Raw genomic sequence first — 14073 nt, forward strand, 5'->3', positions numbered from 1 at the left:
GTCGTCCTTGCTGGACGTCCCGGAGGCTCCAAGACCGTTTGTACTTCGCTGCCGAAGCACAAATTCTAAGAGCTGCCCCACAATCATTATCAAGTGTTACGTGAATCACACCGTGTTCATAATTTAGGTAAAGCGAGCCGCGAATGCAAGACGGCGAGGTCACATTTCTGGTACGGCCGTCCCGAGCAGGGGCGCAGCACACAGCGCATGCGGGCCTGATGCCGGTCCGAGCCGTACCCACGTACGCTGTGCCCTGTGTCAGTTGGAAAAACCGTGGCGAAGCTCGCCGGATGTTCAGCACTCGCCGGTGCGTTGCTCGCCGGCGTCATGTTCCCCATGGCCGGAGGATTCGGATACGCCTCGAACCGTGCCGCCGATACCGTCGACAACGTGTCGGCCGAACTGGTCGAGGGCGCAGTACCTGCCGTCTCGACGATGACGGACGTCAACGGCACACCCATCGCGTGGCTGTACGAGCAGCGCCGTTTCGAAGTACCGAGCGACAAGATCTCCAACGAGATGAAGCTCGCCATCGTCTCGATCGAGGACCGCCGCTTCGCCGAACACCGCGGTGTCGACTGGCAGGGCACGCTGCGCGCGTTTCTGACCAACACTACGAGCGGCCAGGTCGAGCAGGGCGCGTCCACGATCGATCAGCAGTACGTGAAGAACTACCAGCTGCTGGTGGTGGCCAAGACCGACTCGGAACGACGCGCGGCAATCGAGACGACACCCGCCCGCAAGATCCGCGAGATCCGGATGGCGCTCACGCTCGACAAAGAGCTCACCAAGGACGAGATCCTCACCCGATACCTCAACCTGGTGCCGTTCGGTAACGCGTCCTTCGGTATCCAGGACGCGGCCCAGACCTACTTCGGCATCGATGCCAGCCAGCTCAGCGCCGTCCAGGCCGCGATGCTCGCCGGAATGGTGCAGTCCAGCTCGGCCCTGAACCCGTACACCAACGAAGAGGGTGTGCTCGAGCGCCGGAACACCGTGCTCGACACGATGATTCAGAACCTTCCCGAGCGCGCCGCAGAGCTCGAGGCACTCAAGGCCGAGCCGCTGGGTGTACTACCGGTCCCCCAGACTCTGCCTCGCGGATGCATCGCGGCCGGCGACCGTGGATTCTTCTGTGACTACGCATTGCAGTACCTCGCTCAGGCCGGAATCAGCCAGGAGCAGATCGACAAGGGCGGGTACCTCATCCGCACGACGCTCGACCCCGCGGTGCAGAACTCCACCAAGGCCGCGTTGGTCGAGAACACCAGCCCGAGCCTCGACGGCGTCGCCACGGTCATGAACGTCGTCGCACCAGGGCAGGACCAGCACCGCGTTCTGTCGATGGGCAGCAGCCGCACGTACGGCCTCAACGCCGACGAGGACGAAACCGTGCAGCCGCAACCGCACTCCCTCGTCGGCAACGGAGCGGGCTCGATCTTCAAGATCTTCACCACGGCCGCAGCCATGGAACGCGGGCTGGGGACCAGCGCAACGCTGCAGGTTCCCAAGCGCGTGGAGGTCAAGGGCGTCGGCGACGGCGGTGCCCGAAACTGCCCCGCGTCCACCTACTGCGTGGAGAACGCAGGCAACTACCCGCCTGCGCTGTCCATCACCGACGCGCTCGCGCAGTCCCCCAATACTGCGTTCGTCAAGCTGATCGAGTCCGTGGGCGTCACGCCGACGGTCGATATGGCCGTTCGCCTCGGCCTGCGCTCGTACACCGACCCGGGTTCGTCGGGCACGGAGCAGTCGATGGCCGACTTCCAGAAGAGCCAGAACCTCGGCTCGTTCACACTCGGACCCACCTGGGTCAACCCACTGGAATTGTCCAACGTGGCCGCCACGCTCGCCTCCGGCGGCAAATGGTGCCCGCCCACCCCGATCGACTCGATCTTCGACCGTGACGGCAAGCCCGTTCCGGTCGCACACCAGGCCTGCGAGCAGGTCGTCGAGCCCGGCCTGGCAAATACCCTGGCCAACGCGATGAGCAAGGACGACCAGGCGGGCGGCACGTCCGCGTCCGCCGCCGGTTCCGCCGGTTGGAACCTGCCGATGTCCGGCAAGACCGGTACCACCGAGTCGAACCGTTCCTCGGGCTTCCTCGGGTTCACCAACAACTACGCCGCCGCCGTGTACACCTACGGCGATTCGCCGACGCCCAGCGAGATCTGCTCGTTCCCGCTGCGGCCTTGTGGCTCGGGCAACCTGTACGGCGGTAACGAACCCGCGCGGACGTGGTTCGACGCCATGACCCCGATCGCCAACAACTACGGTCCCGTCGCGTTGCCACCGGTCGACCAGAAGTACGTCCGCGGCTCCGCCAACGGTCAGGTTCCCGATGTGACGGGTCAGAGCCAGTCGTCTGCGACGTCCACGCTGCAGGGTGCAGGCTTCCAGGTGACCGCGGTGACGACGGCCGATCAGTCTGCGCGCGGCACCGTGGTGTCGACGTCGCCGTCGGGTTCGGCGGTACCGGGTTCGAACATCACGATCTACGTCAGCGACGGCTCGGTTCGACCGGCACCGGCTCCGGCCCCTTTGCTGCCGAACATTCAGATACCGGACCTACCGCCGGGGATCCAGATCCCGGCGATCCCGGGGCTGACAGCACCTCGCTGAGCGGCTTCGCCGCATGTGAACGGAAATTCGTAGCCCACTACGAATTTCCGTTCACAAGGAATGTCACAGGCGGTCTTTGACGGCCTTCGAGAGTCGCGATCCGTCGGCCTTGCCTGCGGCCAGTCCCGACGCGATCTTCATGACCTGACCCATCTGCTTCATGGCCGGTCGCTCGCCCAATTCCTCTGCAACCTGGGCGATGGCGGTGTCGACTATGGTGGCCAGCTCCTCGTCCGTCAGCGGAGTGGGCAGGTACTCGTTGATGATCTGCGCCTCGGCGTGCTCGTTGGCAGCGAGCTCGCCGCGTCCGTTCTGCGTGTAGATCTCGGCGGATTCTCCGCGCTTCTTCGACTCCTTCGCCAGCACCTTCAGGACGTCGTCGTCGGTCAGCTCGTGGGCCTCCTTGCCGGAGACCTCCTCGGTCTGAATAGCAGCGAGGATCATGCGCAGCGTTGCCAGCCGGAGCTTGTCTTTCGCTTTCATCGCTGCGGTCAGGTCGGTTCGGATGCGAGCCTTGAGTTCGGACATGGCCGAAACGCTACGCGGCGCGGCTTCCTTCTCGCACGTCCATATCAGGTTGCTGCCGTATCGTGGATCGGGTGGCCGTTCAACTCAGTCCCTCGCTTCTCCGTTCTTCGACGCAGCTGCGCAGCGCCCCCGAGCAACTGCGCAGTGCCGCCGAGCACGTGCGTGACGCCGTCAGAGCAGCACCGCTGAAGAGTTCCGTCATCGGGACGGCGGGTGCCGCTGCGTTGGGGCTCGGCTACGCCACCCTCATCGAGCGCAATGCCTTCACTCTGCGTGAGACGTCCATGGCGGTGCTCGAGCCCGGTTCGGCGACTCTACGGGTGCTGCATATCAGCGACCTGCACATGATGCCGGGCCAGCGGATGAAGCAGAACTGGCTCCGTGAACTGGACCGCCTCGAGCCCGATCTGGTCGTCAATACCGGCGACAACCTCTCCCACCAACGTGCCGTCCCCAGCGTCGTGCAGGCACTGGGGCCGATGCTGGCGCGGCCGGGTCTGTTCGTGTTCGGCAGCAACGACTACTTCGCACCCAAGCCGAAGAACCCGTTCAAGTACTTCGACAAGAACCACAAGCGCACGACGGGTGAATCGCTGCCGTGGCGCGACCTGCGAGCCGCGTTTTCCGAGCGGGGCTGGCTCGACGTCACGCACGTACGTCGCGAACTCGAGGTCGCCGGGGTACGTATCGCGGCTGCCGGCGTCGACGACCCGCACTTGAAGCGGGACCGATACGACACCATCGCCGGCCAGCCGAACCCGTTGGCCGACCTACGCCTGGGCATCACGCATTCGCCGGAGCCACGCGTGCTCGACAGGTTCGCCCAGGACGGTTACGACCTCGTCCTCGCCGGTCACACCCACGGCGGTCAGCTGTGCCTGCCGTTCTACGGCGCCCTGGTGACCAACTGCGAGATCGACCGTTCCCGGGTCAAGGGTCCGTCCAAGTGGGGTGCGCACACCCAGCTGCACGTCTCGGCGGGCGTGGGCACCTCGCCTTATGCGCCGGCACGCTTCTGCTGCCGCCCCGAGGCGACTCTGATCACGCTGACTCCGGCCCCCAGAATGGGTCCGAGAAACGTCTCCGACGAGGGCGTTTCGCGTTCCGAGGCAGTCGTGAGTTAGACTTCTCCAGCGGTACACGGGGTGTGGCGCAGCTTGGTAGCGCGCTTCGTTCGGGACGAAGAGGTCGTGGGTTCGAATCCCGCCACCCCGACAGTTGGGCCACCGAAAGGGACCCACTCGATTCAGTCGAGTGGGTCCCTTTTCTATTCGTGATCGACGCTACTGTGAGTCATGCCGACACCAACCCGCGTCCACGTCACCCACCGGTTCGTCTCTCCCCCCGAGGTAGTCTTCGCGGCATTGTCCGAGCACGAAAACCTCGGGCCGTTGTTCATGGCCAAGATCCGCCGGGTTCGCGACGGCGACACCTCGCGCAACGGGGTCGGGTCGGTCCGCAGCCTGAAACTGGGGCCGCTTCCCGCGTTCGAGGAGACCACAACCGCATCCGAGCCGAACTCGCTCATCGAGTACCGCATCACCAAAGGCGGCCCCCTACGCGGCCACTGGGGCGTGCAGAAGCTCACCCCCACTACCGACGGCGGTACCGAACTCGATTACACGATCGGGTTCGACGCACCGATCCCAGGACTCGCTGCGATCGTCGGCAAGGCCTTGACGTCGAGCATCTCGAAGAACTTGCCCCGCCTGGCACGCTGAGTCTCAGAGAAATTCTCATACTCGAGTCGGACGACAGCACTACTGGGGACTGATGTATCCATCCCGTCGACGCGACAGAGTCGACGACATGGACATCGTCAGAACTCACAGCCTCGGCAAGCGCTACGACACGCACACCGTCGTCGACGACGTGAACCTTCGCATCCCTGAGGGGTGCGTCTACGGCTTTCTCGGTCCCAACGGATCGGGCAAGTCGACGACCATGAAAATGCTGCTGTCCCTGATTCGGCCGACCTCGGGTGAGGTAGAGATCCTCGGCAGGCCGATGAATCACGGCACCCGCCGCGAATTGCTCTCACACATCGGATCACTCATCGAAGCTCCACCCGGATACGGACATCTCACGGGTGCGGAGAACCTTCGCATCGTGCAACGCTCGCTCGGATTGCACACCGAACAGATCGAACGGGCAGTGGCCACCGTCCGGTTGCAGGAACACCTCGACAAGAAGGTGAAGAACTACTCGCTCGGGATGAAGCAGCGCCTCGGTATCGCGATGGCGCTCGCGCGCGAACCTCGACTTCTGATCCTGGACGAGCCCACCAACGGATTGGACCCGGCCGGCATAGAAGAGATCCGCGGCCTGCTCCGTCATCTCGCCGAACATGGCGTGACAGTCATGGTTTCGAGCCATCTGCTCGGCGAGATCGACAAGACGGCCAACATGCTGGGAATCCTGAGCCATGGTCGCTTGATCTTCCAGGGCACCCGAGACGAACTGTTCGCCGCCTCCACGCCCGATGTGCTCATCGACGTCATCGACCCCGAACGCGCCAGTTCGGTTCTACAACAGACGATTCCGCGATACGGCCATACATTGAGACTGTCCGGCATCGACGATCGAGGTACCGCGCAGGTGGTGGCAGAACTCGTCGGCGCGAACGCAGGCGTCTACGGAGTTCGGCGCGACGATCAATCGCTCGAAGACGTATTCATGAATCTGACGAAGGGAGGTCGATTGTGACGACGGTACGCAACGAATTCGCCAAACTCCGGCACCTGCACATCGGTGCGATCGGCGCAGTGCTGGTCGCCGCAATCGTAGGCTTGACCTTCGTCGGCGCTCTCACCGCAGCGACGTCGAACGATTCGACCACGGTCTCCTGGGCACTGCCACTGGCCGGGCTGTCCCTTGCCGTCCCCATCGCCTCACCCCTGCTGATCGCTGTGATAGCCAGCCGCACGGTGGAAGTCGAGCACCAGTCGAACGGCTGGTTGCTGAACCAGTCCACTGGCACCGACCGCGGAGCCCTCGTTCGCGCGAAGTTCGTCTCGACCGGCCTCGTTGTCGGCGGAGCGACGGTGGTGGCCAGTGCGGCAGGTGTGTTTCTGGGAACCGCCATCGGGGTGACGCAACCGTTGCCTGCCGGCCTGTGGTTCGGCTACACGGCGGCGGTGGTGACGGCGAACCTGGTGATACTCGTTCTGCACCTGCTGATTTCAGCGCGAGTGGACAACCAACTGGTCGCGCTGGGAATCGGCATCGTGGGTACCGTCATCGCGATCTGCGCCTCCGGATTCCCCTCCTGGGCAGCGCACCTGACGCCGTGGGGATATTTCTCGTTGGCGTCTGCCGCCGACTACCGAGGCGAGCAGGTGGTGACGCTGAACCCGTCCTACGCCAGCATCGTCGCCCTCGGAGTTATCGGGGCAGTGTTGTTCTGGCTCATGACCGTTCGACTGGATCGACAGGAGGTACGAGCATGAATGCGTTCTCGGCCGAAATGATCAAGCTCAGGCGCTCACAGGCATGGACGGTCGTCGTTCTCCTCCCGCTGATCATCGCGGGGGTCGGAACGTTCAACACGATCACCTCGGGCGAAGAGTTGGCCGACGGATGGCACACATTGTGGTTGCGCACAGTCGTGTTCTACGGCCTGTTCCCACTCGCACTCGGTGTTGCCGTATTGGCCTCGCTGGCGTGGAGGTCCGAACACCGAGGAGGGAATTGGAATGCCCTGATGAGCGGGCCGGTTTCGTCGGTGCGCATCGTGATCGCCAAGACGGCTGTGGTGGCAACTCTGACCGCGGCGATGAACGTCGTCATGCTGGCAGCCGTCGTCGTTCTCGGCAAGGTAGTCTTTTCGCTGGACGGCATGCTCCCCACCGAGCTCTTCGCGACCAGTGCGCTCGTCGTGGTGGCCTCGCTACCGCTGGCGGCTCTGCAGTCCGGTCTGTCGATGGCGATCAGATCGTTCGCGGTGCCGATCGCCATCGCTCTCGTCGGGGCCGGTCTATCGGTATTCCTCCTCACCGCCGAGGTGACCGGAGCAATCTTCGTGTTGCCCTATGCACTGGCTACTCGCGCAACCCAATTGGCAACGGGAACCTTCGGTGACTCCGGTTCACTCACAACCGCGGCCGCGCTGTCGGTCCTGGCGGCCACGGCGCTACTCGCTCTCGCAGTCGTTGCATCGACCGCAAGGACACTCGACCGCAGGGACATTCACGTCCATTGACAGCACGAGACCCCGATCGACTGTCTCGATCGGGGTCTCGTCGCTTGTTCTCAGCTGGATGCAGCGCGCAGCTTCTCCAACAACGGGCCTGCGGCCTCGGCGAGGAAACGCTCCTGGGTTTCGTCGCCTACCTGCACGAGTGCGATGTCGGTGTACCCGGCCTCCCAGTACGGCTTGACGGCCTCGACGATGGCGTCCAGGTCCGGTCCGCACGGAATCGTGTCGGCCACATCCTCTTTGCGAACGAACTTGGTGGCTCCGGCGAATCCGGCCGTCGTCGGAAGATCGGCGTTGACGGCCCAGCCGCCCGCGAACCAGCGGAAGCGATCGTGTGCGCGATCGATGGCGGCGTCCTTGTCCGGATCCCAGGAAATGGGGATCTGGCCGATGGAACGCGCCGGGCCCTCGTGGTTGTCGGACCATGCCTTGACGAGATCGGCGTCCGGCTCGGTGGCGATGAGGTGATCGCCGTACTCGGCGAACCGCGCCACGGCCTTCTCACCGCCGGCTGCGATGCCGATCGGCACGCCACCCTCGGGCAGATCCCAGATGCGTGCGGAGTCGACGCGAAAGTGCTTGCCCTCGTACGTGACCAGGCCGCCGGCGTGCAAGGCCCTGATGATTTCCAGTGCCTCGACGAACATGTCCTGCCGCTTGTCGATCGACGGCCATCCTTCACCCACAACGTGCTCGTTGAGGTTCTCGCCGCTACCGAGGCCGAGGGTGAAGCGTCCGTCGGCCAGAATCTGCAGCGTCGCAGCCTTCTGCGCGACGACGGCCGGGTGGTACCGAATGATCGGGCACGTCACGTAGGTCATCAGCTCGACGCGTTCGGTGGCCTGGGCCACCGCACCCAGCGTCGTCCAGGCGTAGGGCGAGTGACCCATGGACGAGAGCCACGGTGAGTAGTGATCACTGCTGACCTCGAAGTCGAAGCCGACCTTCTCGGCTCCGACGGCGTACTTCACCAGCTCTTTGGGGCCGCTCTGCTCGGTCATCAGGGTGTATCCGAAATTGGTCATGCTGTTCTCCTAAATTGTTGCGACGGAACCGGCGTCGACTCGGTAGTTGGATCCGTTGACGAAGGACGCGCGATCCGAGCACAGGAACGTGATCACCGAGGCGACCTCCTCGGGCTCACCTCGACGTCCCAGCTCCATGTACGGACGCTCCTCGTCGAGGAAGCTCTCGATGGCACCGTCGCGGTCGGTGCCCTTCTCCTCGGCGCGCTTGTCCATCATCGCGTCGGTCATCGGGGTGTGAATGAATGCCGGCGAGACTGCGTTGACCAGCAAGCCCTCCGACGCATAACTGCGCGAGAGTCCCTTGGCCAGGGCAAGCACACCGGCTTTGGCTGCGCAGTAGGGCAATTCGTCGTCGTACGGCTGCACTGCGTCCTCGGAGGTCAGCAACACGATGCGTCCCCAGCCGCCGCGCCGGAGGGCCGGCAGAAAGGCCCGCAACAGTCGAACGGGGCCCATCAGATCGATGTCGAGGGTGGAGCTCCACCCCTCCTCGTCGATCTCGTGGAACAGTCCCTGCGCGCCCGTCACTCCTGATGATTGGACGAGAATGTCGATGTCGCCCACGGCCTGCTGCGTCTGCGCCGCCAACTGTTCGACGGCCGCAGTGTCGGTCACGTCCGCAGCGAAGGCGAACAACTGCCCATCGCGTGCGTCGAGCTGCGCTGCTGCGTCGTCGAGCGCATTTTGATCCTTGTCGCTGATCACGACCCGAACACCCTCGGCGAGCAGCATTTTCGCCGTGTGCCACCCGATGCCGGAGTCTGCTCCGGTCACCAGTGCTGTCTTACCGTCGATTCCCAAATCCATGAAATCCCACCTTGTCCAAGAGAGTGCTGTCAGGCTGTGGCGTCGTGCGAGCGCGCAATGGTCAGCGCCGCGTTCACCAGGGCCAGGTGGCTCAAGCCCTGCGGGAAGTTACCCAGAAAGGACCCATCCGAAGCATCGATCATTTCGCTGTACAACCCGACGTCGTTGGACAGCTCCACCAACTGGTCCATCAGGGCCTTGGCCTCGTCGTCTCGGCCGACACACGACAACGCCGACACCCGCCAGAAGGCGCAGGCCACGAACGTCACCTCTTCCTGGGCGACTCCGCTGTAGCGGTACATCAGGGGCCCCGTACCGAGCTCGTCGACGAGTGCATCGATGGTCGACGAGAGTCGTTCTCCACGATCGAAATCCATCTCGGCGGCCAGCAGAACCGACGCGTCGAGCCCGTCGGCACCCGGGTAGGCGAGGTAGGCCTGACGCTCGTCGGACCAGCACTCGGTTTCGATGTAGCGCCGAATGCATTCTTTCTCGGCCTTCCATCGATCCGGGATACCGGGGATCTCCCCCGCTTCCGCCAGGTGCACGGCGCAGTCGAGCGCCTGCCAGCAACCGAGTTTGGAACTGGTGTAGTGCTGCTCGTCCTCGAGCTCCCAGATACCGGCGTCCTTGCGCTGCCACGAATCACACGCCTCGTCCGCGATGGACGCCAGCAGTCGGCCGGTCTGCGCGTCGAGGATGTTCCCCGCGTCGACGTACTGCCGGATGATCGAGAACAGGTCGCCGAAGATCATCAGCTGGAGTTGGTCCGCCGCGGCGTTGCCGTTCACCACCGGCCCGATGCCCTTCCAACCGGGCACGTCGGGTTGCTCCGTCCCGCCGGGCAATTCACCACCGAGCGTGTAGAAGACGTTGACCAACGGATCATTGGAGCGGATGACTTTCAGCAGCCACGCCACCGCAGCATGGATCTCTTCACGAAGACCGAACCGCTGCAACGCACGAATAGTGTAGGCAGTGTCGCGAACCCACGCGTAGCGATAGTCCCAGTTCTTCCCGCCGGTCCGGTTCTCGGGCAGTGAGGTTGTCGCGGCGGCGGCAATGGCACCGGACGGGCTGTGCAGCAACAGCTTCAGTGACAAGGCACTGCGAGCCACGTGCTCGGCCCATGGGCCCTCGTAGGAGAACTCGTCGGACCACACCCGCCAATTGGCGATGGTGCGGTCGATTCCCTCGTCGACGTGCTGCGGATCCGGCAGCGGCAGCGGTTCGTTCTCGGTGCCCACCACGCCGAGTACGTGCCGGGAGCCTGGTTGGGTGGTGAAGACACCGCTGATGTCGCGGTCGGCGAGCTGCACGTTCTCGATACCCAATGTCCTGACCGCCAAGGTCAATCCGTCGACGCGTAGGACGGTGCCGTGCTCGGTGTCGTACGCCCACGGGGAGGCGACACCGAGCATGGTGCCCGGCGCGACCGCCCACGTCAGCTCGACCTCGCCGTCGAGACCGTCGACGCGACGCGCCAGCTCCACCCACGGCAACCGTCCGGCGACGCCGGTGTTCAGTGAGTCGGTGATCCGCACGGTGCCGGAGTCGGTTCGGAACGTGGTGCTCAGAACGTTGGTGCCGGAGACGAATTCGCGCTCGACGGTGAATTCTTCCCGGGGCGCGAGTTCGATGTAGCCGCCGTGCGGGGCGTCGAGCAGCGCCGCGAACGGAGGCGGTGAATCGAGATTCGGAACGGGAAACCAGTCGATGCGCCCGTCGTCGGCGATCATCGCCACGGTCCGACCGTCACCGATCGCGCCGTAGCTCTCGATGGGGACGTAACCGTCGACCCGGGGGTGCGGCTTGCGGAACTCGCTCAAGCACTTGCCTTTTCGTTGGAGTAGATGGGACTGTTCTCGATGTTCGCCAGCAGATCTGCTGGGTCGTCGAACACGGCCACCGCTCCCGCGTCGAGCAATTCGCTGCGCGAGATCCCGCCGCTCGAAACACCGATGGCGCGCACTCCCGCGCGTCCGGCCGATTCGATGTCCCACACACTGTCGCCGACCATCAGGGCACGCTCCGCTCGAACACCGGCACGCTCGAGCGCCACCGCGACGATCTCGGGTTCGGGCTTGGCCACGTCGGCATCTTCACCGGACGTCACGACGGCAACCGAGTCCTCGACGTCGAGCAGGTCACGTAGCGTCGCGAGCTCGCTTTCGGGGGCCGAGGTCGCGAGTACCACGGTGACTCCGCGAGAGCCCAAGTCCGCCAACAGTTCACGGGTACCCGGCAGCACTTCGAGATCGGACGAAGCATCGGCGTAGTACTCCCCGTGCAGTTTTTTCGCTTCCTGCGCCACCGCACTGTCCGCCGACCCGACGAGCGCCTCGAGCAGCTTCGATCCGTCCATCCCGATGCTGCGGTGAATACGCCACGATGGAACGTTTCGGCCGGCCTCCCGGAACGCGCGGGACCACGCGTCCACATGCACGTAGTTGGAATCGACGAGCGTGCCATCGATGTCGAACAGGACAGCGTCGACCGTCGGCGTGGAAACAAGCATGACCGTCGGATACCCATGGTCGATACACGCAAACAGTCGACGGAGAAAACAACAGGCCCCTCGCAGTACGCGAGGGGCCTGTCGAGGTGAAAAAGCTCAGCTGGCTTGAGCCTGCCACATCCAGTGCAGCTGCTCGAGTCGCGCCGTGATGGCGATGAGCAGGTCCTGCGTCACCGGGTCGGCTTCGGCGGTATCGGCGACGCGTCCGCGAAGACGTTCGACGACGGCGGCGATGTTGTCGACCACGGCCGGCACGACCTCACTGTCCTGAGTCCACCCGGCACCGAAGCCCTTGGTGCCCGCCGTCGAGGAGACGGTGGCTGCGCGGCCGTCGGGACTCACTCCGATGGCCGTCGCACGCTCGGCCGCCTGATCGGTGAATTCACGTGCAGCCGTGACCAATTCGTCGAGCTCGAGGTGCACGGAGCGGAAGTTCTTGCCGATCACGTTCCAGTGAGCCTGCTTCGCGATGAGCGAGAGGTCGATGAGATCGACCACGGTTCCCTGAAGCGCGTCGCCCGCGATCTTCTGCTGGCCTGCGTCGAGAGTGCTGGTGATGGGGTTCGTCATGATGTGGCCTCCCTGCCGTTGGACGACGGTATGCATCGCACACCATTATTGTTCTTTCGTCTGTACTGCACAACGGCAGGTCGACACACATAATTCCGGATCGGCGGCACCGTCGCTGTGATGCCGATCCCTTCGGTCAGACCTTGGCGGCCTCGTCGGCAGGATCGTCGATCGCGCCGGCACCGGTGGTCGGTGCAGTCTCGTTCTGCTGCGACCGAACACCTTCCTCGACCTTCTTGCCGATCTCGGGGTCGACGTTGGTCCAGTACTCGAACACTCGGCTCAGAACGGGCTCGCTGACGCCGTTGAGGACGTGTCCGACGATGTTTCCGACCAGACGCTCACGCTGCGCGTCGTCCATCGTCTCGCGCACCAGGTTGCCGGCCTGGACGAAGTCGCCGTCCTCCGGGTGCTCGATGTAGCCGGTGCGGACGAAGCGAGGCTCGAAATCCCACGCCCCGTCGTCGCCGTACTTGTTCGTGTCCGCCGACGGGCCGCCGAAGGAGTTCGGGGCGTAGACGGGCGTCTCCGGGGAGTTGAACGAGTACCGCATGTTGCCGTCCTTGGAGTACGAGTTGACCTCGGACTTCGGGGCGTTGACCGGCAGCTGCGCGTAGTTCGCTCCGATACGGTACCGGTGTGCGTCGGCGTAGGAGAAGACACGGCCGAGCAGCATCTTGTCGGGGCTGAAGCCGATGCCGGGCACGGTGTTGGACGGCTCGAACGAACTCTGCTCGATCTGAGCGAAGAAGTTCTCCGGGTTGCGGTTCAAGGTCATTTTGCCGACCTCGATCAGCGGGTAGTCCTTCTGCGACCAGACCTTGGTGAGGTCGAACGGGTTGTACTTGTAGTTCTCGGCATCGTCGTACGGCATGAGCTGCACCTTGAGGGTCCAGCTGGGGAAGTCGCCGTTCTTGATGGAGCCGAAGAGGTCCTGACGGTGGTGGTCAGGGGATGTGCCGGCGACCTCGTCCGCCTTGTCCTGCGTCAGGAAGTCGATGCCCTGGTCGGTCTTGAAGTGGAACTTCACCCAGGTCTTCGTGCCGTCCTCGGCGATCAGCTGGTAGGTGTGCGAACCGAATCCGTCCATGTGGCGGAACGACTTCGGGATTCCGCGGTCACCCATGAGCCAGGTCACCTGGTGTGCCGACTCGGGCGAGAGGGTCCAGAAGTCCCACTGCATGTTGTTGTCACGCAGGCCGGAATCGGGCATGCGCTTCTGGCTGCGGATGAAGTCCTGGAACTTGATCGGGTCCTTGACGAAGAAGATCGGGGTGTTGTTGCCGACCAGGTCCCAGTTGCCCTCGTCGGTGTAGAACTTCAACGAGAAGCCGCGCGGGTCGCGCCAGGTGTCGGGGCTACCCTGCTCGCCGGCGACGGTGGAGAAGCGCGCCAGCATCTCGGTCTTGGCACCGGGCTGCAGCACCTTGGCCTTGGTGTACTTGCTGATGTCACCGGTGATCTCAAGCTCGCCGAACGCGCCTGCACCCTTGGCGTGCACGACGCGCTCCGGGACCCGCTCACGGTTGAACTGCGCCATCTTTTCGATCAGGTAGTGGTCGTGCAGGAGGATCGGACCCTGCGTTCCGGCGGTCAGCGACTGGTCGTCGCTGGGTACGGGGATACCCGAGTTGCTGGTGGTCGGCTTATTGATCGGCTTGGTCATACGAGCCTCCTGATGGCTGGAGTAGAACCGGGAGAGCTGTCCCGGGGATGCACTGCACGGCCGGACGCTGGACCGCGTTCTCGAAGAGAATGCCTCGCGCGGCCGTGGCATAAACCCCGGGTACGACGGCGTCTCC

The 14073-nt window shown here is 64.1% G+C and carries 13 protein-coding genes and 1 tRNA gene; 7 read left to right on the top strand and 7 right to left on the bottom strand.

Going from position 1 to position 14073, the window contains the following annotated elements; translation table 11 throughout:
• Positions 1 to 273 precede the first annotated feature (273 nt).
• Complete coding sequence (locus ASG84_RS11360) at positions 274 to 2622, top strand: penicillin-binding protein (RefSeq protein WP_057477142.1); 2349 nt, start codon at positions 274 to 276, stop codon at positions 2620 to 2622.
• A gap of 63 nt (positions 2623 to 2685) precedes the next feature.
• Here the strand turns inward: ASG84_RS11360 and ASG84_RS11365 are convergent, their stop codons facing one another.
• On the bottom strand, positions 2686 to 3150 hold the full coding sequence (locus tag ASG84_RS11365; protein WP_057477143.1) for a GatB/YqeY domain-containing protein: 465 nt from the start codon (positions 3148 to 3150) through the stop codon (positions 2686 to 2688).
• Between the two features lie 185 nt (positions 3151 to 3335).
• Between ASG84_RS11365 and ASG84_RS11370 the strand changes: the two genes are divergently transcribed.
• From ASG84_RS11370 to ASG84_RS11395, 6 genes are all read left to right on the top strand, one after another.
• Positions 3336 to 4274, top strand: a complete 939-nt coding sequence (locus ASG84_RS11370) for a metallophosphoesterase (protein ID WP_442970926.1) — start codon at positions 3336 to 3338, stop codon at positions 4272 to 4274.
• Between the two features lie 17 nt (positions 4275 to 4291).
• Positions 4292 to 4365: transfer RNA gene (locus ASG84_RS11375), tRNA-Pro, on the top strand.
• A gap of 80 nt (positions 4366 to 4445) precedes the next feature.
• On the top strand, positions 4446 to 4871 hold the full coding sequence (locus tag ASG84_RS11380) for an SRPBCC family protein (RefSeq protein WP_057477144.1): 426 nt from the start codon (positions 4446 to 4448) through the stop codon (positions 4869 to 4871).
• An 88-nt stretch (positions 4872 to 4959) separates the two neighbouring features.
• A complete protein-coding gene (locus ASG84_RS11385) occupies positions 4960 to 5856 on the top strand; it encodes an ABC transporter ATP-binding protein (protein WP_057477145.1) in 897 nt (298 codons plus the stop codon).
• Entirely contained in the window at positions 5853 to 6599 is a 747-nt protein-coding gene (locus tag ASG84_RS11390) for an ABC transporter permease (RefSeq protein ID WP_057477146.1), read from the top strand. Before ASG84_RS11385 ends, ASG84_RS11390 begins: the two co-directional genes overlap by 4 nt.
• Positions 6596 to 7351 (top strand): ABC transporter permease, encoded by a 756-nt coding sequence (locus ASG84_RS11395; protein ID WP_057477147.1) that lies wholly within the window; start codon positions 6596 to 6598, stop codon positions 7349 to 7351. Before ASG84_RS11390 ends, ASG84_RS11395 begins: the two co-directional genes overlap by 4 nt.
• 50 nt (positions 7352 to 7401) lie before the next feature.
• Here ASG84_RS11395 and ASG84_RS11400 read toward each other — a convergent pair whose 3' ends face one another.
• From ASG84_RS11400 to ASG84_RS11425, 6 genes are all read right to left on the bottom strand, one after another.
• A complete protein-coding gene (locus ASG84_RS11400) occupies positions 7402 to 8373 on the bottom strand; it encodes an LLM class F420-dependent oxidoreductase (RefSeq protein ID WP_027494506.1) in 972 nt (323 codons plus the stop codon).
• A 9-nt stretch (positions 8374 to 8382) separates the two neighbouring features.
• Entirely contained in the window at positions 8383 to 9183 is an 801-nt protein-coding gene (locus ASG84_RS11405; protein ID WP_057477148.1) for an SDR family NAD(P)-dependent oxidoreductase, read from the bottom strand.
• A 29-nt stretch (positions 9184 to 9212) separates the two neighbouring features.
• Positions 9213 to 11012 (bottom strand): glycoside hydrolase family 15 protein, encoded by a 1800-nt coding sequence (locus tag ASG84_RS11410; protein WP_057477149.1) that lies wholly within the window; start codon positions 11010 to 11012, stop codon positions 9213 to 9215.
• A complete protein-coding gene (locus ASG84_RS11415) occupies positions 11009 to 11701 on the bottom strand; it encodes an HAD family hydrolase (RefSeq protein WP_057477150.1) in 693 nt (230 codons plus the stop codon). Before ASG84_RS11415 ends, ASG84_RS11410 begins: the two co-directional genes overlap by 4 nt.
• Before the next feature lie 96 nt (positions 11702 to 11797).
• Positions 11798 to 12271, bottom strand: a complete 474-nt coding sequence (locus tag ASG84_RS11420) for a Dps family protein (RefSeq protein ID WP_057477265.1) — start codon at positions 12269 to 12271, stop codon at positions 11798 to 11800.
• 136 nt (positions 12272 to 12407) lie between these two features.
• Entirely contained in the window at positions 12408 to 13937 is a 1530-nt protein-coding gene (locus tag ASG84_RS11425; protein WP_057477151.1) for a catalase, read from the bottom strand.
• Positions 13938 to 14073 lie beyond the last annotated feature (136 nt).

The organism is Rhodococcus sp. Leaf278, assembly GCF_001426085.1.
Classification (GTDB): Bacteria; Actinomycetota; Actinomycetes; order Mycobacteriales; family Mycobacteriaceae; genus Rhodococcoides.

What these genes read in the sequence shown, in the direction of transcription:
- ASG84_RS11365 (WP_057477143.1), bottom strand. Translation starts at nt 3,150, where the DNA reads ATGTCCGAACTCAAGGCTCGCATCCGAACCGACCTGACCGCAGCGATG.
- ASG84_RS11380 (WP_057477144.1), top strand. Translation starts at nt 4,446, where the DNA reads ATGCCGACACCAACCCGCGTCCACGTCACCCACCGGTTCGTCTCTCCC.
- ASG84_RS11385 (WP_057477145.1), top strand. Translation starts at nt 4,960, where the DNA reads ATGGACATCGTCAGAACTCACAGCCTCGGCAAGCGCTACGACACGCAC.
- ASG84_RS11395 (WP_057477147.1), top strand. Translation starts at nt 6,596, where the DNA reads ATGAATGCGTTCTCGGCCGAAATGATCAAGCTCAGGCGCTCACAGGCA.
- ASG84_RS11400 (WP_027494506.1), bottom strand. Translation starts at nt 8,373, where the DNA reads ATGACCAATTTCGGATACACCCTGATGACCGAGCAGAGCGGCCCCAAA.
- ASG84_RS11405 (WP_057477148.1), bottom strand. Translation starts at nt 9,183, where the DNA reads ATGGATTTGGGAATCGACGGTAAGACAGCACTGGTGACCGGAGCAGAC.
- ASG84_RS11415 (WP_057477150.1), bottom strand. Translation starts at nt 11,701, where the DNA reads ATGCTTGTTTCCACGCCGACGGTCGACGCTGTCCTGTTCGACATCGAT.
- ASG84_RS11420 (WP_057477265.1), bottom strand. Translation starts at nt 12,271, where the DNA reads ATGACGAACCCCATCACCAGCACTCTCGACGCAGGCCAGCAGAAGATC.
- ASG84_RS11425 (WP_057477151.1), bottom strand. Translation starts at nt 13,937, where the DNA reads ATGACCAAGCCGATCAATAAGCCGACCACCAGCAACTCGGGTATCCCC.